The sequence below is a fragment of the Janibacter sp. GXQ6167 genome (assembly GCF_041365945.1).
Taxonomy (GTDB): Bacteria; Actinomycetota; Actinomycetes; order Actinomycetales; family Dermatophilaceae; genus JBGFSK01.
Genome location: NZ_JBGFSK010000001.1, coordinates 274,559 through 295,832 on the forward strand (window position 1 = coordinate 274,559; position 21,274 = coordinate 295,832).

Genomic DNA, 21,274 nt, shown 5'->3' on the forward strand with positions numbered 1-21,274 from the left:
GCTCACGCCGACGCCTCACCGGGCGCCGACGGACGCCGCCACCGAGCGACCCCGCCAACCGTCGATCGCTATCGAGGCAAGGGCTGGCCCGGTGGCATGAACCCCGCGAAGGGGGGAGCCTCGTCGGCCCGGTCACGGGCGAGCCGCTTCATCCCATCGGCCGGGTGGATGGGCTCGGGCCACTTCGGCCGGAGCGTGTCCCCTTCGTAGACGCCGGTCAACCGACGCTTGACCAAGGGGAGCATCTCGGTCCGCACGAACTTCGCCTCCGCTCGCGCCGCGTGCCGCAACCCACGAGGTTCATGCGGCACGAGATCGCGCAGCTGGAGGGTGTGGGGAATCTCGAGCGCCGTCAGGACATGCGCGGCCATTCGCTTGTGGCCGTAGCGGGACATATGAATCCGATCGCGTGACCACAGCGCCGGGTCCTCGTATTCGCGCATCAACGTGTGATCGAGCAGATGAGCGCCCCGCGCCGCGGCGATCTCACGCACACCGTTATTGAAGGCGAGCACCCGCCGCCGCAGCGGTTCCAGCAACGGCGAAGCGCGGGTGTCGAAGGCGGTGAACGCGAGGACGTGCGCGCCGCTCGCGACCAGGCGTTGCAGCGCCTCGTCATAGCGTCGAAGGAGCGACGGCAGGTCGGTGCGGAAGGTCAGCAGATCGTTGCCGCCCGCGTAGAAGGAGATGTGCGTGGGGGAAAGCGCGAGGGCCGGCTCGATCTGGTCGGCGACGACCTGCCCGAGGAACTTGCTGCGGATCGCGAGGTTGGCGTAGCGCCAGTGCGGGTCGGCGCGACCCAGCTGTCGCGCCATCCGGTCCGCCCAACCGCGAACACCGTTGGGGTAGTGCAGGTTTGGGTCCCCGACACCTTCGGTGAAGGAGTCTCCGATCGCGACGAATAGCCCAGCCATGATGTGCCTATCGCAGCCGAGGACGAAACCGCAGGGCAAGCCCAGGATGGGGTCCCGGGCAAGGATTCGACCGACCGTCATCGCGCGTGCCGGAGCCTGTTGCCGGGCGTTCACCGCACGCCCGAGCGTCCCGACCTCGCGGCCGCGCCGCAGTCCCCCTTCCGCCGAGTTACACCCGGCCCGATCCCCCGACGATCGGCCAAAAGCCCGACCCGCCTAGATCACGAATAGGTCTCAGCGGCGCGGTGTGCCACCATTTCCAGGGTTGGCCGTTCCGCCTGCCCGGAAATGGCGGTCCGATGAAGTTGGGTGAGTGTTGGAGCCGGAGTACCAGGAGCGCACGCGCCGTGGAGAGCGAGGCCTAGCCGCCCGCCGCCGCGCCCGCGAGGTCCGGCGTTTTTACGTCCTGACCTTCGCGAGTTTGCTGATCCCCGGATTGGGTCTCATCCGCTCCCGACGCCGCCTCGGCATCGCGATCGTGACCTCCTTCGTGGTCGGCACGCTCGGCCTGTTGATCTACGCGCTGACGAAGGGGGTCACCCGTTCGGTCCTCGAGGTTGGCCTCAGTCGATCCGCGCTCGCCTGGCTGATCCCGCTGATCCTGCTCTCCTGCGCCATCTGGATCACGGGCATCGTGCTGACCGCCCGCGACAATATGCCGCGGACCGCGAAGGGGGCGCCGCGGGTCGCGATGGTCGTCTTCGCCTCGATCGCCTGCCTGCTCGTCTTCGCCCCGGCCGCGCAATCGGCGCGCTACGCGGTGATCCAGCGCGGCCTGATCAATGACGTCTTCACGAGCGTGCGACCCTCTGGCGCGGTCGGTCCCACGGCCGGCAACGACCCCTGGGCCGGCACGGAGCGGGTCAACGTCCTGCTGATCGGCTCGGACGCGGGGCCCGACCGCATCGGGATCCGCCCCGACTCGGTGATGGTCGCGAGCATCAACACCCAGACGGGCGACACCGTCCTCTTCGGCATCCCCCGCAACCTGCAAAACATCCCCTTCTCTCCCGAGAACCCGATCAGCAAACTGTGGCCCAACGGCTATAACTGCGGCTCCGAGTGCCTGATGGAGTACGTCTGGACCCTCGGCTCGGAAAACGCGAACCTCTTCCCGAAGGGGGAGGAGCCGGGGCTCGTCGTCACCAAGGACGCAGTGAGCCAGATCCTCGGCCTGAAGGTCGACTACACGACGATCGTGGACTTGAAGGGCTTCCGGGCCCTCGTCGATGCCATGGGTGGCGTCGAGGTCAACGTCCACGAGCGGCTCTGCATCGGCTGCAAGGTCGAAAACGGGCAGGTCGTCGGCACCACGGGCTATATCGAGCCCGGTCGGCAGCGCCTCGACGGCTACCACGCCCTCTGGTATGCGCGCTCGCGCGCCGACTCCGCCGACGGCGACTTCTCCCGGATGCGGCGCCAGCGCTGCATGGTTGGCGCGCTCGTCAACCAGGTCGATCCGATCAATATGCTCGCCCGCTACCCGGCCCTGGCGAAGGTGTTGCAGGAGAACGTCGATGTCGACATCCCGCAGCAAGATCTCCAGGCCTGGGCGACGCTCGTCTTGCGAATCCAAGACGAGGGCTCGATCAAGTCGCTCCCGCTCACCAACAAGGTCGTCGACGTGACGAACCCCGATTACGACGCGATCCACAAGAAGATCCAGGCGGCGATCAAGCCCAAGGCGAAGAAGACGCCGACCAAGACGTCGACTCCGTCACCGACATCATCGACCACGCCGAGCCAGCCATCGCCGACGACCCACGATGACGAGCTAAGCGACATCGCCACCACCTGCTGAGCGCGCTCCCCGGTAGACCTCCCCTCCGGTGCCGCCACCACGGGCTGCGATGATGCGTAGCTATGACTGCTCTACACCCCGACCTGGAGCCGGTGCTCGACGAGGTTTTGCGCCGCAATCCCGGAGAGAACGAGTTCCACCAAGCCGTCCGAGAGGTGCTCGAGTCCCTCTCCCCGGTGGTGGACCGTCGGCCGGAGTACGCGCAGGCCTCGATCATCGAGCGGATCTGCGAGCCGGAGCGTCAGATCATCTTCCGGGTCCCGTGGGTCGATGATGACGGGGGCGTGCGGATCCAGCGCGGCTTCCGAGTCGAGTTCAATTCGGCGCTTGGCCCCTTCAAGGGCGGCCTGCGCTTCCACCCGAGTGTCTACCTCGGGATCGTGAAGTTCCTCGGCTTCGAGCAGATCTTTAAGAACTCCCTCACCGGGCTGCCCATCGGCGGCGGGAAGGGCGGTTCGGACTTCGACCCGAAGGGGCGCAGCGATGGCGAGATCATGCGCTTTTGCCAGTCCTTCATGACCGAGCTCTATCGCCACATCGGCGAGTACACCGACGTCCCGGCCGGCGACATCGGGGTCGGCGGGCGCGAGATCGGCTACCTCTTCGGGCAGTACAAGCGGATCACCAACCGCTACGAGGCGGGGGTCCTGACAGGCAAGGGGCTCACCTGGGGCGGTTCCCAGGCGCGGACCGAGGCGACCGGTTACGGCACCGTCTTCTTCACCGAAGAGATGCTTCGGGCGAAGGGGGAGAGCCTCGACGGCAAGCGGGTCGTCGTCTCCGGCGCGGGTAATGTCGCGATCTACGCGATCGGGAAGGTCCACCAGCTCGGCGGGCGCGTCATCGCCTGTAGTGATTCTTCGGGGTACCTGCTCGACGAGGCTGGCATCGACCTGGACCTGTTAAAGGATGTCAAGGAGGTCCGCCGAGGACGCGTGGCGGACTACGCCGCCGAGCGCGATGGGGCCACGGTCATCTCCGACGGTTCCGTCTGGGATGTCCCCTGCCAGATCGCGCTGCCGTGTGCGACCGAAAACGAGATGGACGAAGAGGGCGCCGCCGCACTGATCAAGGGCGGAGTCGAGATCGTCGCCGAGGGTGCCAACATGCCGTGCACGCCCGGCGCGATCCGGGCCCTGCGTGAGGCCGGTGTCGGCTTCGGCCCGGGCAAGGCCGCCAATGCCGGCGGGGTTGCGACGAGCGCGCTGGAGATGCAGCAAAACGCTTCGCGCGACTCGTGGACCTTCGAGTACACCGAGGAGCGGCTCCACGAGGTGATGAAGGGCCTGCACGACAACTGCCTCACCACCGCCGACGAGTTCGGCTCGCCCGGTGACTACGTGGCGGGCGCCAATATCGGCGGGTTTATCAAGGTCGCCGACGCGATGCTCGCGATGGGTGTGATCTAGCCAGACCTGGCTGGCGATCGGCTTTAGGGCAGGCGCGCTCCGCGACCGACGCGGATCGGCCCGCGGGCATCGCGCCCGACCTCTTCTCCCTTCTGGGTGATCACGACGACCTGCGAATCGGCGAGGTCGAACGCCAGTTGGCGGGCAGCAGTCGAGACCGACCGCCAGTGGTCGCCGCCAACGATCCGGGCGACTTCACTCGGGCAGACCGTCCCCTGGCGGTGGCGCAGCAGTGCCCGATAGGCGGCGGTCATCCGATCGCGGCGCCCCTCGTCGGTCGGCTCCCACCACGGCTCGCCGCGTTCGCCGAGCGCGACCTTGGCGTCGTTGACGCGGTGGCGGACCGCGTCGCCTTCGGTCTTCACGAGGCGACGTGCGGCCATCAACTCCGAGACCAGTTCGGCCCGTAACTTCTCCGGGATCTCGGGGTCGCTCGCGCGCCACCGTCGCCCGTCAACGACGATGTAACGGCCATCCTCGGTGCGATCAGGGGATGTCACGACTGGTCCGTCCTCCTCGTCCAGTTGCAGGGAGGCCCCGAAAGAACCACCCCTTGGTGGAGCGCCCGGAACCCAACTCCAGGGCTAGCGTGGCAGAGGTACCACGTCCATGTGGCGCCGCGCGCGCGGGCGGATCCGCGACCTGGCCGAAGGCGCTGAGCTCTTAATGGCCCGTCCTCCCACTTCCACCATGGCCCTACCGGCCCTCCTTGAGGAGCAGGCCCGCCACCAGTTGCAGACCGCTCCCGATGCCGACATCTTGGACGCCCTGCGGACCATGGTTGACCACCCCGATTACCCCTGCCTCGGCGCCCGCTCGGTCTTCCGACGGGAGAGTGCCGATGTGATCGTCCTGGACGACCTTGGTGACACGAGCGACGGGGGCAGCCTCGACCTGCTCGGTGAGAAGCTCCAGGCGTTCGGCACCCGCAGCGTCGATGCCGGCACGTCGATGGGCGACCTGGTCTCGCTGATCGCCGTCTTCCGGGAGCCGGTCACGAGGAGTGAGGAGCAGTTCGAGACCCTGCTGTGGGCTGCCCTTCGGCGCCTGCACCGCTTCGATGAGCAACCGTGGGCGCCTGAGGTTTCCGCGGACCCCTCCTCGGCGCATTTCTCCTTCAGTTACCACCAGACCGCCTACTTCATCGTGGGGCTCCATCCGGCTGCGTCGCGGATCGGCCGCCGGACGCCCTTGCCGACGCTGGTCTTCAACCTCCACGCCCAGTTCGAGCAGTTGCGCAGCGACGCCCGGTTCACGCGGATCCGCGAGACGATTCGGCGCCGCGACGAGGCGCTCAACGGGTCGGTCAACCCGATGGTTGATGATTACGGTGATAGCTCGGAGGCGCGCCAGTACTCGGGGCGCGCCGTGCCGCCGACCTGGCTCGCCCCCTTCCCGAAGGAGCCGTGAGTGAACCCAGCCCGCACCCGTCATCAGGCTCGCCTGACCCGAACGCAGCCCTACCCGGGAGACGCCGAGCGGCCAGCGGAGGGGTATGTCCGGATCGCGCCCCAGCATGGTGCGGCGGTGGTCCTCGCCGAAGGGGATGAGCTCACCATCGTCGACCCCCTCGGCGAGCAGGTGAGCGACCTCTATCCGGTGCTGCGCGACGATCCCGCGGAGCAGTTCTCGTCGGGGCGCACCATCGACTACGGCAACTCGCTCTACCTCAGCGTCGGCACCACGCTGTACAGCCAAAACAGCAAGCCGCTCGCGATGGTCGTTGAAGACACGGTCGGTGTCCACGACATGACGCTGACTCCCTGCAGTCAGGACACCTTCGACCTGCTGTACCCCGAATTCGGTGGGGCGCCGCACCGGTCCTGTCACGCGAACCTCGTCGAAGCGCTCACTCCTCATGGTGTGGCGCCGGGGTCGATCGGCACCACAGTGAACGTCTTCATGGACGTGTGGACCGACAGCGACGGTGAACTCCACATCGATCCGCCGCCGACGACACCGGGCGATCGCTTCACGATCCGCGCGCTCGCCCCGATCGTCGTCGGGATCACGGCGTGCTCGGCGGAGAAGTCGAACAACGGCGAGTGCACGCCGATCGACTACCTGGTGACGCGCGCATCCCGCTGAAACGTCGGTGAGTGCAAGGTCGGGGGCCTGACGCGCGGTTCAGGTGCGCGGAAGTGTCGGTTTGTGCACAGTCGACGACCTCACTGACCCTTCGCGCCCTTCCCCGTCGCTTCTCGAATCAGGGCGCGGGTCTCCTCCCCGGCTTCGATGATCCGCACATCGGTGCCCGTGGCCACCCCTTCCTCGCGGAAGTCGGCGAGGACCCGCCGGATCACGGCGTGCGTCGCTTCCTTGGTGTCCAGCTCTCGGGCTCCGGACCAGAACCGCATCTCCATCCGGACCGTGTCGGTCCCGATCTCGGTGAGCAGGGCCTGCGGAAGGGGGTCGTCGAGCACCTGCGGGAGCATGCGCATCGCGGCGAGGGCGACCTTGATCGCCCGGTCGAGGTCGGTCGTGTCGTCGAGGTCGACCGCGATGGTGGAGCGGACCTGCTCGAAGCCGGTCTGGACGATGACGGGTTCGGAGTGCAGCACCCCGTTGGGGAAGACCACGAGTCGACCGTCGAAGGTGCGGACCGACGTCGACGTGAGCCCCATGTGCGAGACGGTCCCGCGGTGATCGCGGATCCCGATCTGATCGCCAACCCGGAAGCGATCCCGGCCGAGCAGGACCAGGCCCGCGAACATGTTGCCGAGTACGGTCTGGAAGGCGATACCGGCGGCGATCGAGATGACCCCGACGCCGCCGAGGATGTTGACCGGCTTCACGCTCGGGAAGACGATCGTCAGAGCTGCGGCGACGCCGAAGCCGATCACGATCCAACTCGCCACTCGGCCGAAGACATCGGCCGAGCTCGGCCCCCTTCCCCTCAGGCACAGCACGCGCCGGACGATCCGCCGGAGCAGCCACGCGAGGATCATCGCGACCGCGAGGACCCCGAGTCCCCACCGCAGCGCTTCGCCGCTGACCGCTGGGAGGTCGAAGACGAAGGGGGACGAGGCGATCGGAGTGAGCATCAGGACTCCTGGAGCGTCCCGCACGTCTCGTCGAGGACCTCAAGGCGCCGCTGCAGAGCGGGCCGGTAGCGCGGATCGGCGATCTCGAGCAGGTCCGTGTACATCTCCCGGAGCCGTCGCGGTACCTGGACCGACTCGCTCGCGTAGTGCTCGATCTCCTCACCGGAGAGGGCGATCAGGTCCTCGATGAGTTGCGGCCGGTGGACCACCCGCACGACCTCTTCGTCATCGATCAGGTAGGGGCTTGGGGAGGCGCGCCGGACGAGGACCCGCAGGATCCGGTGGATCTGATGGATCACCTGGGTGGCGGTCGTCGGGTCGTTCACGCCGGGGGAGAGGGCCTTTTCGGCGATGTCGACGAGTTGGCGCATCCCGAAGCCGACCTCTTGGTACATCGAGCGGTCACTGTCGAGGGTGATGCAGCGCCCGATGGTCGCGAGGTCGCTTTCGTCGAGTTCGCGAGCGCCCCAGACGTGGGCGAGCTTTTGATCCTCCACCACGTAGGTGCCGATCTCCTCGCCCACGGAGATGACCGCGTCGAGTTCTCGGGCGAGGTCGATCAGGCGGGAGTAGTTGATGTAGCTGATGTAGCCGTGCCGCCCCACCGCGAGGACATCCTGGCGGCTGGTCCCGGCCTCGGGCGACCAGGTCCGTCCGAGGCGGTTGTCCTGCTCGTCGGCAGAGACGGGGTAGAGCCGGTCCGTGAGCTTCAGGGTGTGACTGCCGATGGCAGCGATCACATTGGTGACCTGGATCGAGGAGGTGATGTGGTGGATGAAGGCGAGGAAGAGGCCGACGCTCGCGAGGACGAGAAGAAAGGCGACCGAGACCGACAGTTGCGGCACGAAGATCGAGTTGGTCTCCTCGCCGCGGACCGATCGCAAGACGGTCAGGGCGAAGACGAAGGATGCGGTGAAGACGCCGAGGGTGGCCTGGGTGATGCGGCTGGAGAGGAAGGTCCCGAGCACGCGCGGCGTGAATTGGCTGCTCGCCAACTGCAAGACAACCATCGTGATCGAAAAGACGAGACCAGTCACCGAGATCATCGCGGTGGCGATGGTGGTGAGGATCGCGCGGGCTCCGTCTGGGCCCCCTTCGAAGATGAAGGGGAGGACACCCGAAAGCGCCTTGTCGACCATCGGGAGGGCGAAGCCGAGGATCAGGGCACCAATCACGATCCACAGCGGCAGCATCCAAAAACGCGCCCAGAGTCGGTCCCACCAGGTCTGCGATGGGATGTCGGGGATCTCCCCGCGCGCTCGGGAAGTGCTGCTGGCCTGCGATGACGCCACGGATTCTCCAATCTCTACCGCCAGGTAATACCCGTCAACTTAACCGGGTCAGCCCACAGCGGGCCGAGCGACGAGCGTGGATTCACCGAATGGGTCGAGACTGTGATGAGGCCGTAACCCGCAGAGAGCCGCAGATGGGTCAGGCCCGGCTCATCTCCCTTCGGCATGAAGGGGGACGAACCGGGCCTGATCCTTGATACGGCGCTTTAGTGAAGCGAAGGCCGCGCGAAGGGTGCTAGGACGCCTTCAGGTGGTGCGGGATCTGCGGCTTGACCTTCTTCGGCTTGGGGCCGTTACCCGGACGCGGGTTGGTCTTGCCGTTGACCGCGCTCGTGTCGATGGCGAGCGACATGGTCGCGTACCCGACGGCCTTGCTCATGATCCGCAAGGCATCGACGTTGATGTTGGTGAGGTCGTCGGCCGGGGTGTGGTAGTTCGGGTCGTAGAGCTCACCCTCGGTCCCACCGAAGAGACGCACCTCTTCGGCGGTCTTGCGACCATCCGCGCCGGTGAAGAGGCCAGAGGCCGGGACACCGTTAAGGATGAAGGCTTGGTAGTCAGAACGACCCGAGAACTCGGTGTCGACCCACGGCTGATCGATCTTGTCGAAGTAGTCGGTGAAGACCTGCTCGGTCTCGGCCGAACCCGGGGGCACCGGGACCGGCGCCTGGTGGGTGGACTGGTCCGCGTCGTACACGCCGATGATGTGGTTCGGCGAGCCGATCATGTCGAAGTTGAGGTAGGTCGCGATCTTCTTCAACTCCGCCGGGTTGTTCTCGACGAGGTCGTTGACGTAGTGGGTCGACCCGATCAGGCCGAGCTCCTCGGCGCCCCACCAGGCGAAACGCACCTTGTTGTTGTACTTCTTGGACTTGTTGAGCTTGATGGCGGTCTCGAGGATCCCGGCGCTACCAGAGCCGTTGTCATTGATGCCCGGCCCGCTCCCGACGCTGTCGAGGTGGGCGCCGACCATCACGACGTTGTCGGCGCGACCGCGGCTGGAGTCCGCGATGATGTTGAAGGTCTGACGCATCTCCATCGTCTTGTCGAGGATGAAGGTCATGGTGACCGGACCCTGCGCCATCTTCGCGAGGAGAGCCTGACCGTCTGCCTGGGTCATGCCGGTGGTCGGGATGTTGGCATCGCTCACGCCGCCGAGGGTGCCGTTCAAGGCGCCCGGAGCGTTGTTGTAGATGATCGCGGCGTCGGCGCCCGCCTGACCGGCGACCTGGGACTTCTGCGCAAACGAGCACGTGCCGCGGCTCACCAGAGCGATCTTGCCGGTGAGGTCGGCGCCTGCGTAATCGCTGATCGCACAACCGGTCGCGACCTGGGGGGCGGCGAGCTCGCCGGTCACACCGGAAGCACCGGTACTCGGGGCATACGACATCGGGTTGTTCGGCCATGCTCGCTGCTCGGGAGAGGTCTCATTGAGCGACGTGGCGTTGACGCTTTCGAAGAAGAAGTCGAAGTACTGACGCTTCGGGGCGAAGCCAGCCTTGCGCAGCTCCTTTTCGACGTACTGGGCGGTGGCCTCATATCCCGACGTGCCCGCGGCGCGGTTGCCGTCGTGGTCCTTGGCGATCCGCTCGAACTCTTGGAGGTGCTTCATCACGTTTTCGACCTGGATGGAGCGCGCCATCTGGTCGGCGGTGTTCACATTGGGGTGGGGCGGCTTGTCGGCCTGGGCCGGTGCGCTGACCGCGGCAGTGGCGGCCAAGGCGAGGCCAGCAAGCGCGGCCGTACCGGCCTTGCGGTGGGTTTTCATGTCGCTCCTCGTGGGTGCTTGTGCAGGGGTAGCAACCGGCTGTGATCCCGGTCACGTGAGGTGCACCTTACCGACGACGGTGGACGGGCGGAACCCTCCTGCGCCACCCTGGAGGTGGCGAGAGGCGCCGGGGAGGGGCCGCCAACCCTTCTTTCAAAGTTGAGTGGAACAAACTCAACTTTGCGGGCGTTATCCCAGGTGAAGACGTGACTCCCCCTGCCTCAAAAGGAGATGAATCAAGTGGAGCTCAAGCCGACCACCAAGGTCGCCGAAATTTTGGCTATCGCGCAGCGTGCCGCCCAGACGGGGGGTCATGCCGAGATCACCGCAGCGCACATCGCGCGGGCCACGACCCTGCTCGCCGACGCGACGACCACCGCGCTCTTAGAAGCTGCCGGCACCACGGTCGCCGCCGCTGGCGACGCCGCCGAGCGCACGATCGCCGCCCTGCCGAGCATCAGCGGCTCGGCCCAAGACCCGACCTTCAGCCGTGACGCGCTCGCGGTCCTGCAGCAGGCCGACACCTTGATGAAGGCGAAGGGGGACACGCACCTCGCGGTCGACATCCTCCTCCTCGCGCTCGTCGAGCGGGGGGTCATCGCGGGCAACGCCGCAGCGATGGAGGCGAAGATCGATGAACTCCGGGCCGGCCGCAAGGTCACCTCGGAGACCCCGGCCGAAGGGGGCGAAGCGCTGGAGAAGTACGGCACCGACCTCACCCAGGCCGCCCGAGACGGCAAGCTTGACCCGGTCATCGGCCGCGACAGCGAGATCCGCCGAGTGATCCAGGTCCTCTCGCGGCGCACCAAGAACAACCCCGTCCTGATCGGTGAGCCCGGCGTCGGGAAGACCGCTGTCGTCGAGGGGCTCGCTCAGCGCATCGTCGATGGCGATGTCCCAGAGTCCCTGCGCGATAAGCGCCTGATCAGCCTCGACCTCGGGGCGATGGTCGCGGGCGCGAAGTACCGCGGCGAGTTCGAAGAGCGCCTCAAGGCGGTCCTCGAGGAGATCCAGGCGAGCGACGGCCAGATCATCACCTTCATCGATGAGCTCCACACCGTCGTCGGTGCCGGCGCCTCCGGTGAAGGCGCGATGGATGCGGGCAACATGCTGAAGCCCCTCCTCGCGCGTGGCGAACTCCGCCTCGTCGGCGCCACCACGCTCGATGAGTACCGCCAACACATCGAGAAGGACCCCGCCCTGGAGCGCCGCTTCCAGCAGGTCTATGTCGGCGAGCCGAGCGTCGAGGACACGATCGCGATCTTGCGTGGCCTGAAGGAGCGCTACGAGGCGCACCACAAGGTCGCCATCGAGGACTCCGCCCTCGTGGCCGCCGCGAGCCTGTCGGATCGCTTCATCACGGGACGCCAACTGCCGGACAAGGCGATCGACCTCGTCGACGAGGCCGCATCTCGCCTGCGCATGGAGATCGACTCCTCGCCCATCGAGATCGACGAGCTCCAGCGGTCGGTGGACCGGCTGAAGATGGAGGAGATGCACCTCGCGCAGGAGTCCGACGACGCCTCCAAGGAGCGCCTCGAGCGCCTGCGCGAAGACCTCGCGGAGAAGACCGAGGAACTCTCGATGCTCAACGCGCGGTGGGAGTCCGAGAAGGCGGGCCTCAACCGGGTCGGTGACCTCAAGGCCGAGCTCGATGACCTGCGGACCCAGGCCGAGCGGATGCAGCGCGAGGGCGACTACGAAGGGGCCTCGCGGCTGCTCTACGGGCAGATCCCGGCCCTCACCCAGCAGGTCGAAGAGGCCGAGGCCGCCGAGAGCGCACGCGCCGCCGAGCTCATGGTCAAGGAGCGCGTCGGGGCCGACGACATCGCCGAGGTCATCTCGGCCTGGACCGGAATCCCCGCAGGCCGTCTCCTGCAGGGCGAAACCGAGAAGCTGCTCAACATGGAGGCGATCATCGGGTCGCGCCTGATCGGTCAGGCCGCCGCGGTTACTGCCGTCAGCGACGCAGTGCGCCGCAGCCGGGCCGGCATCGCTGACCCGGACCGCCCGACCGGCTCCTTCCTCTTCCTCGGTCCGACCGGTGTGGGCAAGACCGAGCTGGCGAAGTCCCTCGCGGACTTCCTCTTCGACGACGAGCGCGCCATGGTGCGGATCGACATGAGCGAGTACCAGGAGCGGCACTCGGTCGCGCGCCTGATCGGTGCGCCTCCCGGCTACGTCGGCTACGAAGAGGGCGGACAACTCACCGAGGCCGTGCGGCGCCGCCCCTACTCGGTGGTGCTCCTCGATGAGGTCGAAAAGGCGAACCCAGAGGTCTTCGACATCCTGCTCCAGGTCCTCGACGATGGTCGCTTGACCGATGGTCAGGGACGCACCGTGGACTTCCGCAATGTGATCCTCGTGCTCACCTCCAACCTCGGCAGCCAGTTCTTGATCGACCCGGATCTCGACCTGGATGCCAAGCGCGAGGCCGTGATGGCGACGGTGCGCTCCTCGTTCAAGCCGGAGTTCTTGAACCGGCTCGATGAGATCGTCATCTTCGACCCGCTCAGCCAGGACGAGTTGGCGCACATCGTCGAGCTCCAGGTCCGGGCCCTCGCGACCCGCCTGGCGGACCGCCGGATCACCCTCACGGTGACCGACCCCGCCGCCGAGTGGCTCGCCGAGCAGGGTTATGACCCGGCCTACGGAGCACGACCCCTGCGCCGCCTCGTGCAGAAGGAGGTCGGTGACCGCCTCGCGAGCGCGCTGCTTGCCGGCGCGGTGCGCGACGGCGATGAGGTGGTCGTCGACATCGATCCGAAGGACCCGACGCACCTCACCTTGGTCTGACCGGAGGGTGAAAGGGGGTGAGCCGCGGCTCACCCCCTTTCGCGCGTCCTCGCCCGACCCTGGCCGGTAGCGTGAGCGCCATGCGACGACGCGCCCTGCTGGCTTCAGCCGTCTTGATTCCCTTCACCATCGCGGTCACAGCGGCGTGCTCCGGCGGGACCGAGGCCAAACCGCCCGCCGAGGCGATGAAAACCGCCCAACAAAAGCTGGAAACCGCCAAGGCCGTCACGATCGATCTGCGAGCGGACTTGCCGAAGGGGGTCAACGGCGTCTCCCGCGCGAACGGGACCGGGATCATCGACGAGAAGGAGCCGAAGTTCAAGGGCCAGGTCACGGGCGTCATCAAGGGCAACCCGGCCGGGGTCGACCTGATCGCGATCGATGACAAGACCTGGATCACCTTCTTCACCAAGGACTACACCGAGATCGACATCGAGAAGGAGCTGAGCGCCCCGAATCCGGCCGAGCTCTTCCGGCCGAGCAGTGGCGTCGCGACGCTGCTCCCGGCGACCACGAACGTCAAGGCTGGTGAGCAGGAGCGCAACGGCCAGGCCGTCCTGCAGCGCTACACCGGAACCCTGCCGGCCGCTCCCATCCAAAAGCTGCTGATGCTCGGCGACGACGCAGAGACCTTCGATGTCACCTACGGCGTCGACGTGGAGTCCGAAGAGTTGCGCAGTGTCGTGATCACCGGCGAGTTCTACCCCGGCGAGAGCACCACCTTCACCCTGAACCTGAGCGGCTACGGCAAGACCGTTGACATCCAGGCTCCCTAGGGCTCACCCACGGCTGCTCCTCACTGCCGCTGGAGCCGCCGTCGCGCTCGCCGCCGCGGACACTTATGTGGTCGTCCTGGCCCTCACCGACATGATGGCCGGCGTCGGCCTTGGCCTAGACAACCTGCAAAAGGCGACCCCGATCATTTCGGGCTTCCTCCTCGGCTACATCGCCGTCCTGCCGCTCATCGGGCGGCTCGCCGACCTCGTCAATCGCAGCCGGGTCCTGCTGATCTGCATGACGATCTTCATCATCGGTTCGGGTGTCACCGCGCTCGCCACCGACCTCAACACCCTCGTCGCGGGCCGCGTTGTGCAAGGCGTCGGAGGCGGTGGCTTGGTCCCCGCAACCCTCGCCCTCGTCGCCGACCTGTGGCCAGCCGATCGAAGGGGGCTGCCGCTCGGCGTCGTCGGTGCGGTCCAGGAACTCGGCTCGGTCCTCGGGCCGGTGATCGGTGCGATGATCCTCGCGATCGCCGACTGGCGGGCGATCTTTTGGGCCAATGTCGCCCTCGGCGTGATCCTCGCGGTCGCGCTCTGGGCGATTTCGCGGCATGACGTTGGGACGGTGAAACCCCGGCCCATCCCGGTGATCTTCGCGGTCCTCGCGATTGCCCTCTGGTGGCTGGCGCTCGCGGCGCCGCGCGCGCTCGCGACCGATGTGACGCTCGGCCTGCCCTTTGTCCCCTTCGGAGATCACACGGCTCGGTTGATGACGCCGATCGGCGTCGCCGCGATCGTGGTGAGCCTGCTGGCGCTGGTGCTCAGCTGGTCGACTTGGTGGACCCCCCTTCGGCACGCCGATCTGCCCGGTGCACTCCTGCTCGGTGGGGCGCTCGGATGCCTGGTGCTCACCTTCGCCGCCAGCGACCCCGAGACCGAGGTCGTCGGCCCGCTCGGGTACGCGCTCCTGCCCGTCGGGGCGGTCCTCGCCGCGCTCTACCTGTGGCGGCATCGCGTGGCGGAGGAGCCGCTCGTCCCGCGCGGCACCGTCCGGGGCCGAACCCCGTGGGCGCTCATCGTGAGCTTGCTCGTCGGGGTCGCGCTCGTCGCGGTTATCGTCGACGTCCCGCTGATGGCGCGGCTGACGCTCGAGGACGGGACGCAGATTGCCGCCGCCATGGTGCTGGTCCGCTTCCTCGTCGCCGTCCCGGTCGGCGCGCTCGTCGGCGGGTGGCTCCTACGCCGCCTTGGTGACGGCGCGGTCGCGGGGTCCGGCCTCGCGCTCACGGCTGCTGGCCTAGTCCTGATGTCTCGCTGGGGCGAGGGTTCGCTCGAAGAGGCCACCTCGACGGTCATCTTGGTCCTCGTCGGCTTCGGGGTTGGCCTCGCGCTCGCGCCGGTCAACAACGCGGCCCTCGCGGATTCGCCCCAGACGGCGCACGGCACCGCATCGTCGCTCGTCGTGGTTGCCCGGATGATCGGGATGGTCGTGGGGCTCGCGCTGCTGACCGGCATCGGCCTGCACCGCTACTACCAGGCCGTCGACGCCCTTCCTCCCGAGCTGCGCACCGACGGCCAGGCCCTCCTCGACGCGGCCCTGCTGCAAGTCCACACGGTATTTCTCGGAGCGGCTGGAGCTGCCGTCGTCGGGGCGCTCATCGCCTTCGCGCTGCTCGGCGTCCGGCGGCGGTCCGACGCGGTGGCCCACGACGCCTAGACGAAGGGGGCTAGTCGAGGTCGACGATCACCGGGGCGTGATCGCTCGCGCCCTTGCCCTTGCGCTCCTCGCGGTCGATCGCGGCACTGGAGACTCGCGCGGCGAAGGCAGGTGAGCCGAGGACGAAGTCGATCCGCATCCCCTGGCGCTTAGGGAAGCGCAGGCGCTGATAGTCCCAATAGGTGTAGACGCCCGGTCCCGGCGTATGAGGCCGCACGACGTCGACGAAGCCCGCGTCGAGGAAGGCGGCGAAGGCAGCCCGCTCCGGAGGGGAGACGTGCGTGCTCCCTTCGAAGACCTCCATGTCCCAGACGTCATCGTCCTGCGGCGCGATATTCCAGTCGCCGGTGAGGGCCAGGGGAGTATCGGGGTGCGCCGCGACCCAGGCGATCGCCTGCTGGCGCAGCACCTGAAGCCACTGGAGTTTGTACGGCAGGTGCGGATCGTCGAGGGTGCGCCCGTTGGGGACGTAGAGCGACCAGACCCGCACGCCTGCGCACGTGGCGCCGATCGCGCGGGCTTCGGGTGCGAGCGGCTCGCCCCAGCCCGGCATCTGATCGAAGCCGATCTGCACATCCGAGATCCCGACCCGGGAGGCGATCGCGACGCCGTTCCACTGGTTGAGGCCGTGATGGACGACTTCGTACCCGATCTCGCGGAAGCGTTCGTAGGGGAACTGCGCGTCCTTGGCCTTGGTCTCTTGGATCGCGAGGACGTCGACATCAGAGCGCTCCAGCCAGGCGATCACCCGATCGACGCGGGCACGGATCGAGTTCACATTCCAGGTCGCGATACGCACGCCGCCTACCCTAAGCGGGTTCGCAGGGCCCCGGGGTGAAGGGGGCATCTGGCCCGCCATCGCGGGGGATGAGGCCGGACCCGAGGATCAGGGTCACCTCGTCGAGGAAGGCCTGTGGTGCGCGTGCGGCCGACTCCTCGACCAGACCGTCGAGGCACAGCATGACCGCTCCATGGACCATCGCCCAGGAGGCCCGCGCGTACGCGCCGGGGTCCCCCGAACCCATCTGGCCAGCAGCCTGGGAAGCGCGCACCGCATCCTCGACGACCTGGTAGCCCGCCTCGGCCGCGGCCGCCACCGAGGCACCACGGCGCAGCTCCGAACGGTTCATCAACCGGAAGAGGGCGACGTGATCGAAGGCGAAACGCGCATAGGCAAGGCCGCTCGCCCGGAACCGGTCCAGGGGTTCGCCGCCACTGGTCGCGGCCTCGCGCATGTGCGCAGCGAGGACCTCGAAGCCGCGGATCGTGAGCGCCTCGATCATCTCGGCCTTGTCGGCGAAGTGGTGATACGGCGCGGCATGGCTAACGCCCGCTGCGCGTGCCACGGCTCGCAGGGAGAGGGCGTCCGGTCCGTCCGCGGCGAGCAGGTCGACGGCGGCGTCGAGCAACGCATTGCGCAGGTCACCGTGGTGATACGCAGCGGTCGCCATCTCGTCACCTCCTTGCTTCTTGACACCGTCTAGATCATCTTGCCATTGTCTAGTTATGGCGGACCGCGACCACGATTTCGACGCGATTGTCATCGGATCGGGCATAGGTGGCCTCGCCGCAGCGAGCCTACTGGCCCGCTTTGAGGGCGCCCGGGTGCTGGTCCTCGAGCGGCATTTCCGGCTCGGCGGGTTCACTCACGAGTTCCGGCGCGGGCGCTACCACTGGGATGTCGGGCTGCACTATGTCGGGCAGATGGGCCGGGGTTCCTCGGCGCGCGGAATGATGGATCTCGTCACCGGCGGCGCCGTCGACTGGGACCCGATGCCGGATGACTTCGACGTCTTCCATTACCCCGACATCACCCTGGCGGCGAACGCCGATCGACAGATCTATCGCGATCGGTTGATCGCGGCCTTCCCCGACGAGGAAGAGGGCATCGACGCCTATTTCGCCGACGTGAAGAAGGCGGCGGCCTGGGTGGGCCGTGAGACCTTCTCCTGGGTGATGCCGAGCCCCCTTCGCCGTCCCTACGCCCTCGCCACCAGGTCGGCGCGCCGCCTCGCCACTCGGACGACCGCGGAGCAGATCGGCCGCCGCGTGCTCGACCCCAAGCTCCAGGCGCTGCTGGCGTCGCAATGGGGCGACTACGGACTACCGCCCGGGCGCAGCGCGTTCGGGATCCACGCGCTCATCGTCGACCACTATGCGAAGGGCGGCTGGTACCCGCGGGGTGGATCGGAGGCGATTGCCGAGGCGGCCCGCGCGGTGATTGAGCGGGCGGGTGGGTCCTGCCGGGTCAATCACGAGGTGCACGAGATCCTGATCGAGCAGGGCCGGGCGGTTGGGGTTCGCGTGCACGTCCGCAAGGGTCGCGGCGGCTCGGAGGCCATCTTCCGCGCACCCCTCGTGATCAGCGACGCTGGGGCCCACACCACCTATGCCCGCCTCCTCCCTCGGGGGCATGCCGATCACCTGCTCGCGGCGATTACCGCAACCGGCGCGTCGACCTCGGCGATCACCCTCTACCTCGGGCTGCGCGAATCCCCCGAGCGCATCGGCCTCACGGGTGCGAACCACTGGCACTTCGCCGGGTACGACCACGACGCCAGTGCCATCGATGGTGGTGGAGTGCTCGACGGTCGGCCCAGCAGTGCCTATCTCTCCGTGCCATCGGTCAAGGACCGCTCAGCGGGCGCGCATACGGCCGAGATCATCACCTTCGGACCGGCAGCCGCCTTCGCCCCCTGGCAGGGCACGGAGTGGATGCGCCGGGGCGCAGACTACGAGGCGTTGAAGGAGCGAATCGCGCACGGGCTGATCGAGCTGATCGAGCGGCATCACCCCGGCCTGCGGGCCCTGATCGACCACGTCGAGGTGTCCACACCGGTCACCGTCGAGACCTTCACCGGGCATCGCGAGGGCGGGATCTACGGGATCGCCGCGACGCCCGAGCGCTTCGAGCGACGCCTGGTCTCGGCGCGATCTCCAGTTCCCGGGCTCGTCCTCGCTGGAGCCGATGTGTGTTCACCGGGCATCGTCGGCTCTCTCATGGGTGGAGTCTTTGCCGTCGGCGCGGCGCGCGGGATGCGTGCGGTCGGGCGGATCATGCGGGCCGCGGGACGACGCGGCTCGTGACGAGGTGACCGAGGTCACCTCAGGATGTGGCACCGTGGGGGGATGACGACGGCATTAATCACGGGGGCGACCGCTGGAATCGGTCGTGAGTTCGCCGAACAACTCGCGGCGCGAGGTCACGATCTGGTGATCGTGGCGCGCGATGAGTCGCGGCTCGCGGAAGTCCGTGACGAGATCACCGCGAGGTACCAGGTCGCGGTCGAGGTGCTCGCCGCCGATCTCTCCGATCGCACCGCGACCGAACGAGTGGCCCAGCGGGTCAGCGATCGCGAACGCCCCATCGACCTGCTCGTCAACAACGCCGGGTATGGCCTTCCCGGGTCCTTCCTCGAGACCGATATCGATGACGAAGAGGCGTTGCTGGATGTCCTCGTCCGGGCGGTCCTTGTCCTTAGCCACGCGGCGGCGCAGGCGATGGTGTCGCGCGGCCGGGGCCAGATCATCAACGTTGCCTCGGTCGCTGCGTACCTCGCGAGCGGGACCTACTCGGCGGCGAAGTCCTGGGTCGTCGTCTTCTCCGAGTCCCTCTCCGGGCAACTCGATGGGACCGGCGTGGGGGTAAGCGTGCTGGCGCCGGGCTTTGTGCGCACCGAGTTCCACGAGCGCGCCGCCATCGATGTCGGTGACCGCGAGGGCACCTTGTGGCTGGACCCCACGATGACCGTCCAGACCGCCCTCGACGATGCAGGTGCGGGCAAGGTGGTCTCGGTGCCGGGGCTGCAGTACCGAGCGATCGTCACCCTGCTGCGCCATCTGCCGCGACGTGTGATCCGGCACCCGGGCGTCGTCGGGCGCCAGCGGCCCCGATAAGGGCCAGCGCATCCCCCCTTCGGCCACCTAGTGGTGCGAGTACTGCTTGACCTCGCCGCGTTGGACGCGGTCGTAGTAGCCGAGGACCTCTCGCCGAACCACCGTCGCGAGGAGGTACAACCCGATGAGGTTCGGGATGCCCATGAGGAAGATCATCGAGTCGGAGAAGTTGATGACCGGCCCGAGGGCGGCCGCCGACCCGACGACGGTGAAGATCAAAAAGATGCCCTTGTAGATCGACTCCGCGAGCACCGAGTCGCCGAACATGTAGCCGAGGGCCTTCATCCCGTAGTACGACCAGCTGATCATCGTCGAGAAGGCGAAGAGGACCACCGCGACGGCGAGCACATAGGGGAACCACGGCATCACCGATTCGAACGCGCGGGAGGTGAGGCCGACCCCGCCGATTGACTCGGCGTCGGGGTCGTCCCAGGCGCCGGAGATGATGATCGCGAGCGCGGTCATCGTGCAGATCACCACGGTGTCGATGAAGGGCTCGAGCATCGCGACGAAGCCCTCGGTGGCCGGCTCATTGGTCTTGACCGCAGAGTGCGCGACCGAGGCCGAACCGAGCCCCGCTTCGTTGGAGAAGGCCGCGCGCTGGAAGCCGATGATCAGCACGCCGATGAGGCCACCGGCGACGCCATCGGGGCTGAAGGCGCCGCTCACGATCGAGCCGAAGGCCGACGGGATCGAGCCGAGGTTGGCGCCGAGCACGATGAGGCATGCGAGCACGTAGAGGATCGCCATGAAGGGGACGACCTTCTCGGTCACCCGGGCGATCGACTTGATGCCGCCGATGATGACCGCGCCGGCGAGGGCCGCGAAGATCAGTCCAACGATCCAGGGGGCGCCGGCGAAGATGCTGTCCTCGCCGCCGGTGACGCCGATGATCTGCGACGTCGCCTGGTTGGACTGGAACATGTTGCCGCCGCCGAGCGAACCGCCGACCATGCAGATCGCGAAGATGACCGCGAGCACCTTGCCGAAGCCGGCCATCCCGCGCTCGGCGAGCCCGTACTGCAGGTAGTACATCGGGCCGCCCGAGACGCTCCCGTCTTCGCGCACCCGCCGGTACTTCACGCCGAGGGTGCACTCCGCCATCTTCGTCGCCATGCCGAGCAGGCCGGCGAGGATCATCCAGAACGTCGCGCCCGGCCCGCCGAGGCTGATCGCGATCGCGACCCCGGCGATATTGCCGAGGCCGACAGTGCCAGAGACGGCGGTGGCAAGCGCCTGGAAGTGGGAGACCTCACCGGCGTCGTCGGGGTCGGAGTACTTGCCTCGGACAAGGTCGATCGCGAGTTTCGGACCGCGGAACTGCATGAAGCCGAACCACACGGTGAAGAAGCCGCCGGCGATCACGAGCCAGAGGACGATGAGGGGCACCTCGGTGCCGAAGAGTGGGACGGCGTAGAAGACCGTCGTCGTGATCCAGTCCGAGAGGGTGTTGAATCCCTCGACCAGGCGGTCCATTACGGCATCACCGTGACGGGGACGGGCGCGTGCTGGACGAGCCGACTGGCGACGCTGCCGAAGACCGCTTCCCGGAGCCCGGAGTCACCCGTGCGCCCCACGATGATGTGGACGGCACCGCGCTCCTTGGCGAGGTCGATCATCGCCTCGGACGGGCGCCCGTGGATGATGACGTCGTCGTGGGAGACGCCGGCCTGATCGAGGATCGCCGCCATCGGGGCGATGATCTGGTCCTGGGCGGCCTCGATCTCCTTGGTGCGCTGCCGGTGACGGTGCTCGTTTTCCGATGGAGTTTGGAAGGAGTACGGCGACCACGGGATGACGTGGACCAGCACCACCTTCCAGTCATTGCGCAGCGATCGGTCCGCAGCGAACTCCACTGCCCGGGTCGACACCTCGCTGTTATCGACTCCAACCACGATGGACTCCATGAGGCACTCC

The 21,274-nt window shown here is 67.5% G+C and carries 18 protein-coding genes; 9 read left to right on the forward strand and 9 right to left on the reverse strand.

What is annotated here, in order from left to right; all coding sequences use genetic code 11:
• Positions 1–68 precede the first annotated feature (68 nt).
• Positions 69–914, reverse strand: coding sequence for an SGNH/GDSL hydrolase family protein (locus AB8K43_RS01295; RefSeq protein WP_370890576.1), 846 nt, complete (start codon positions 912–914; stop codon positions 69–71).
• A 313-nt stretch (positions 915–1,227) separates the two neighbouring features.
• Between AB8K43_RS01295 and AB8K43_RS01300 the strand changes: the two genes are divergently transcribed.
• Positions 1,228–2,715: an LCP family protein gene (locus tag AB8K43_RS01300; RefSeq protein ID WP_370890578.1), complete on the forward strand. Its 1,488-nt coding sequence runs from the start codon at positions 1,228–1,230 to the stop codon at positions 2,713–2,715.
• A gap of 62 nt (positions 2,716–2,777) precedes the next feature.
• Positions 2,778–4,124: an NADP-specific glutamate dehydrogenase gene (gene gdhA, locus AB8K43_RS01305; RefSeq protein ID WP_370890580.1), complete on the forward strand. Its 1,347-nt coding sequence runs from the start codon at positions 2,778–2,780 to the stop codon at positions 4,122–4,124.
• A 23-nt stretch (positions 4,125–4,147) separates the two neighbouring features.
• Here the strand turns inward: gdhA and AB8K43_RS01310 are convergent, their stop codons facing one another.
• Entirely contained in the window at positions 4,148–4,624 is a 477-nt protein-coding gene (locus tag AB8K43_RS01310; RefSeq protein ID WP_370890582.1) for a DUF3253 domain-containing protein, read from the reverse strand.
• A gap of 190 nt (positions 4,625–4,814) precedes the next feature.
• On the opposite strand from AB8K43_RS01310, the gene gntA reads away from it, so the two are divergent.
• Positions 4,815–5,534: a guanitoxin biosynthesis heme-dependent pre-guanitoxin N-hydroxylase GntA gene (gene gntA, locus AB8K43_RS01315; protein ID WP_370890583.1), complete on the forward strand. Its 720-nt coding sequence runs from the start codon at positions 4,815–4,817 to the stop codon at positions 5,532–5,534.
• Positions 5,535–6,212 (forward strand): DUF1989 domain-containing protein, encoded by a 678-nt coding sequence (locus AB8K43_RS01320; RefSeq protein WP_370890585.1) that lies wholly within the window; start codon positions 5,535–5,537, stop codon positions 6,210–6,212.
• An 80-nt stretch (positions 6,213–6,292) separates the two neighbouring features.
• Here AB8K43_RS01320 and AB8K43_RS01325 read toward each other — a convergent pair whose 3' ends face one another.
• From AB8K43_RS01325 to AB8K43_RS01335, 3 genes are all read right to left on the reverse strand, one after another.
• Complete coding sequence (locus tag AB8K43_RS01325) at positions 6,293–7,168, reverse strand: mechanosensitive ion channel family protein (RefSeq protein ID WP_370890587.1); 876 nt, start codon at positions 7,166–7,168, stop codon at positions 6,293–6,295.
• Positions 7,168–8,460 (reverse strand): DUF2254 domain-containing protein, encoded by a 1,293-nt coding sequence (locus AB8K43_RS01330; protein WP_370890589.1) that lies wholly within the window; start codon positions 8,458–8,460, stop codon positions 7,168–7,170. The genes AB8K43_RS01325 and AB8K43_RS01330 overlap by 1 nt, the downstream gene beginning before the upstream one ends.
• A gap of 235 nt (positions 8,461–8,695) precedes the next feature.
• Entirely contained in the window at positions 8,696–10,228 is a 1,533-nt protein-coding gene (locus AB8K43_RS01335; protein WP_370890591.1) for a M20/M25/M40 family metallo-hydrolase, read from the reverse strand.
• 240 nt (positions 10,229–10,468) lie between these two features.
• On the opposite strand from AB8K43_RS01335, the gene clpB reads away from it, so the two are divergent.
• The 3 genes from clpB to AB8K43_RS01350 all read left to right on the forward strand — a co-directional run bounded on the left by clpB (position 10,469) and on the right by AB8K43_RS01350 (position 15,460).
• A complete protein-coding gene (clpB, locus tag AB8K43_RS01340; RefSeq protein ID WP_370891165.1) occupies positions 10,469–13,024 on the forward strand; it encodes an ATP-dependent chaperone ClpB in 2,556 nt (851 codons plus the stop codon).
• An 80-nt stretch (positions 13,025–13,104) separates the two neighbouring features.
• Positions 13,105–13,800, forward strand: a complete 696-nt coding sequence (locus AB8K43_RS01345; RefSeq protein ID WP_370890593.1) for an LppX_LprAFG lipoprotein — start codon at positions 13,105–13,107, stop codon at positions 13,798–13,800.
• Positions 13,781–15,460, forward strand: a complete 1,680-nt coding sequence (locus AB8K43_RS01350) for an MFS transporter (protein WP_370890595.1) — start codon at positions 13,781–13,783, stop codon at positions 15,458–15,460. Before AB8K43_RS01345 ends, AB8K43_RS01350 begins: the two co-directional genes overlap by 20 nt.
• Before the next feature lie 10 nt (positions 15,461–15,470).
• Here AB8K43_RS01350 and AB8K43_RS01355 read toward each other — a convergent pair whose 3' ends face one another.
• Both AB8K43_RS01355 and AB8K43_RS01360 read right to left on the reverse strand, forming a co-directional pair.
• Positions 15,471–16,259: an exodeoxyribonuclease III gene (locus AB8K43_RS01355; RefSeq protein ID WP_370890597.1), complete on the reverse strand. Its 789-nt coding sequence runs from the start codon at positions 16,257–16,259 to the stop codon at positions 15,471–15,473.
• A gap of 10 nt (positions 16,260–16,269) precedes the next feature.
• Positions 16,270–16,911 (reverse strand): TetR/AcrR family transcriptional regulator, encoded by a 642-nt coding sequence (locus AB8K43_RS01360; RefSeq protein ID WP_370890599.1) that lies wholly within the window; start codon positions 16,909–16,911, stop codon positions 16,270–16,272.
• A gap of 55 nt (positions 16,912–16,966) precedes the next feature.
• On the opposite strand from AB8K43_RS01360, the gene AB8K43_RS01365 reads away from it, so the two are divergent.
• Both AB8K43_RS01365 and AB8K43_RS01370 read left to right on the forward strand, forming a co-directional pair.
• Positions 16,967–18,547, forward strand: coding sequence for a phytoene desaturase family protein (locus tag AB8K43_RS01365; RefSeq protein WP_370890601.1), 1,581 nt, complete (start codon positions 16,967–16,969; stop codon positions 18,545–18,547).
• 42 nt (positions 18,548–18,589) lie between these two features.
• Positions 18,590–19,357: an SDR family NAD(P)-dependent oxidoreductase gene (locus AB8K43_RS01370; protein WP_370890603.1), complete on the forward strand. Its 768-nt coding sequence runs from the start codon at positions 18,590–18,592 to the stop codon at positions 19,355–19,357.
• 27 nt (positions 19,358–19,384) lie between these two features.
• Here the strand turns inward: AB8K43_RS01370 and AB8K43_RS01375 are convergent, their stop codons facing one another.
• Together AB8K43_RS01375 and AB8K43_RS01380 are read right to left on the reverse strand one after the other, a co-directional pair.
• The gene (locus tag AB8K43_RS01375) at positions 19,385–20,833 is read right to left on the reverse strand and encodes an alanine/glycine:cation symporter family protein (RefSeq protein WP_370890604.1); all 1,449 of its coding nucleotides are present in this window, start codon (positions 20,831–20,833) and stop codon (positions 19,385–19,387) included.
• The gene (locus AB8K43_RS01380; RefSeq protein ID WP_370890606.1) at positions 20,833–21,264 is read right to left on the reverse strand and encodes a universal stress protein; all 432 of its coding nucleotides are present in this window, start codon (positions 21,262–21,264) and stop codon (positions 20,833–20,835) included. Before AB8K43_RS01380 ends, AB8K43_RS01375 begins: the two co-directional genes overlap by 1 nt.
• Between the last annotated feature and the right edge of the window lie 10 nt (positions 21,265–21,274).

What these genes read in the sequence shown, in the direction of transcription:
- AB8K43_RS01295 (WP_370890576.1), bottom strand. Translation starts at nt 914, where the DNA reads ATGGCTGGGCTATTCGTCGCGATCGGAGACTCCTTCACCGAAGGTGTC.
- gdhA (WP_370890580.1), top strand. Translation starts at nt 2,778, where the DNA reads ATGACTGCTCTACACCCCGACCTGGAGCCGGTGCTCGACGAGGTTTTG.
- gntA (WP_370890583.1), top strand. Translation starts at nt 4,815, where the DNA reads ATGGCCCTACCGGCCCTCCTTGAGGAGCAGGCCCGCCACCAGTTGCAG.
- AB8K43_RS01325 (WP_370890587.1), bottom strand. Translation starts at nt 7,168, where the DNA reads ATGCTCACTCCGATCGCCTCGTCCCCCTTCGTCTTCGACCTCCCAGCG.
- AB8K43_RS01335 (WP_370890591.1), bottom strand. Translation starts at nt 10,228, where the DNA reads ATGAAAACCCACCGCAAGGCCGGTACGGCCGCGCTTGCTGGCCTCGCC.
- AB8K43_RS01345 (WP_370890593.1), top strand. Translation starts at nt 13,105, where the DNA reads ATGCGACGACGCGCCCTGCTGGCTTCAGCCGTCTTGATTCCCTTCACC.
- AB8K43_RS01360 (WP_370890599.1), bottom strand. Translation starts at nt 16,911, where the DNA reads ATGGCGACCGCTGCGTATCACCACGGTGACCTGCGCAATGCGTTGCTC.
- AB8K43_RS01365 (WP_370890601.1), top strand. Translation starts at nt 16,967, where the DNA reads ATGGCGGACCGCGACCACGATTTCGACGCGATTGTCATCGGATCGGGC.
- AB8K43_RS01370 (WP_370890603.1), top strand. Translation starts at nt 18,590, where the DNA reads ATGACGACGGCATTAATCACGGGGGCGACCGCTGGAATCGGTCGTGAG.
- AB8K43_RS01375 (WP_370890604.1), bottom strand. Translation starts at nt 20,833, where the DNA reads ATGGACCGCCTGGTCGAGGGATTCAACACCCTCTCGGACTGGATCACG.
- AB8K43_RS01380 (WP_370890606.1), bottom strand. Translation starts at nt 21,264, where the DNA reads ATGGAGTCCATCGTGGTTGGAGTCGATAACAGCGAGGTGTCGACCCGG.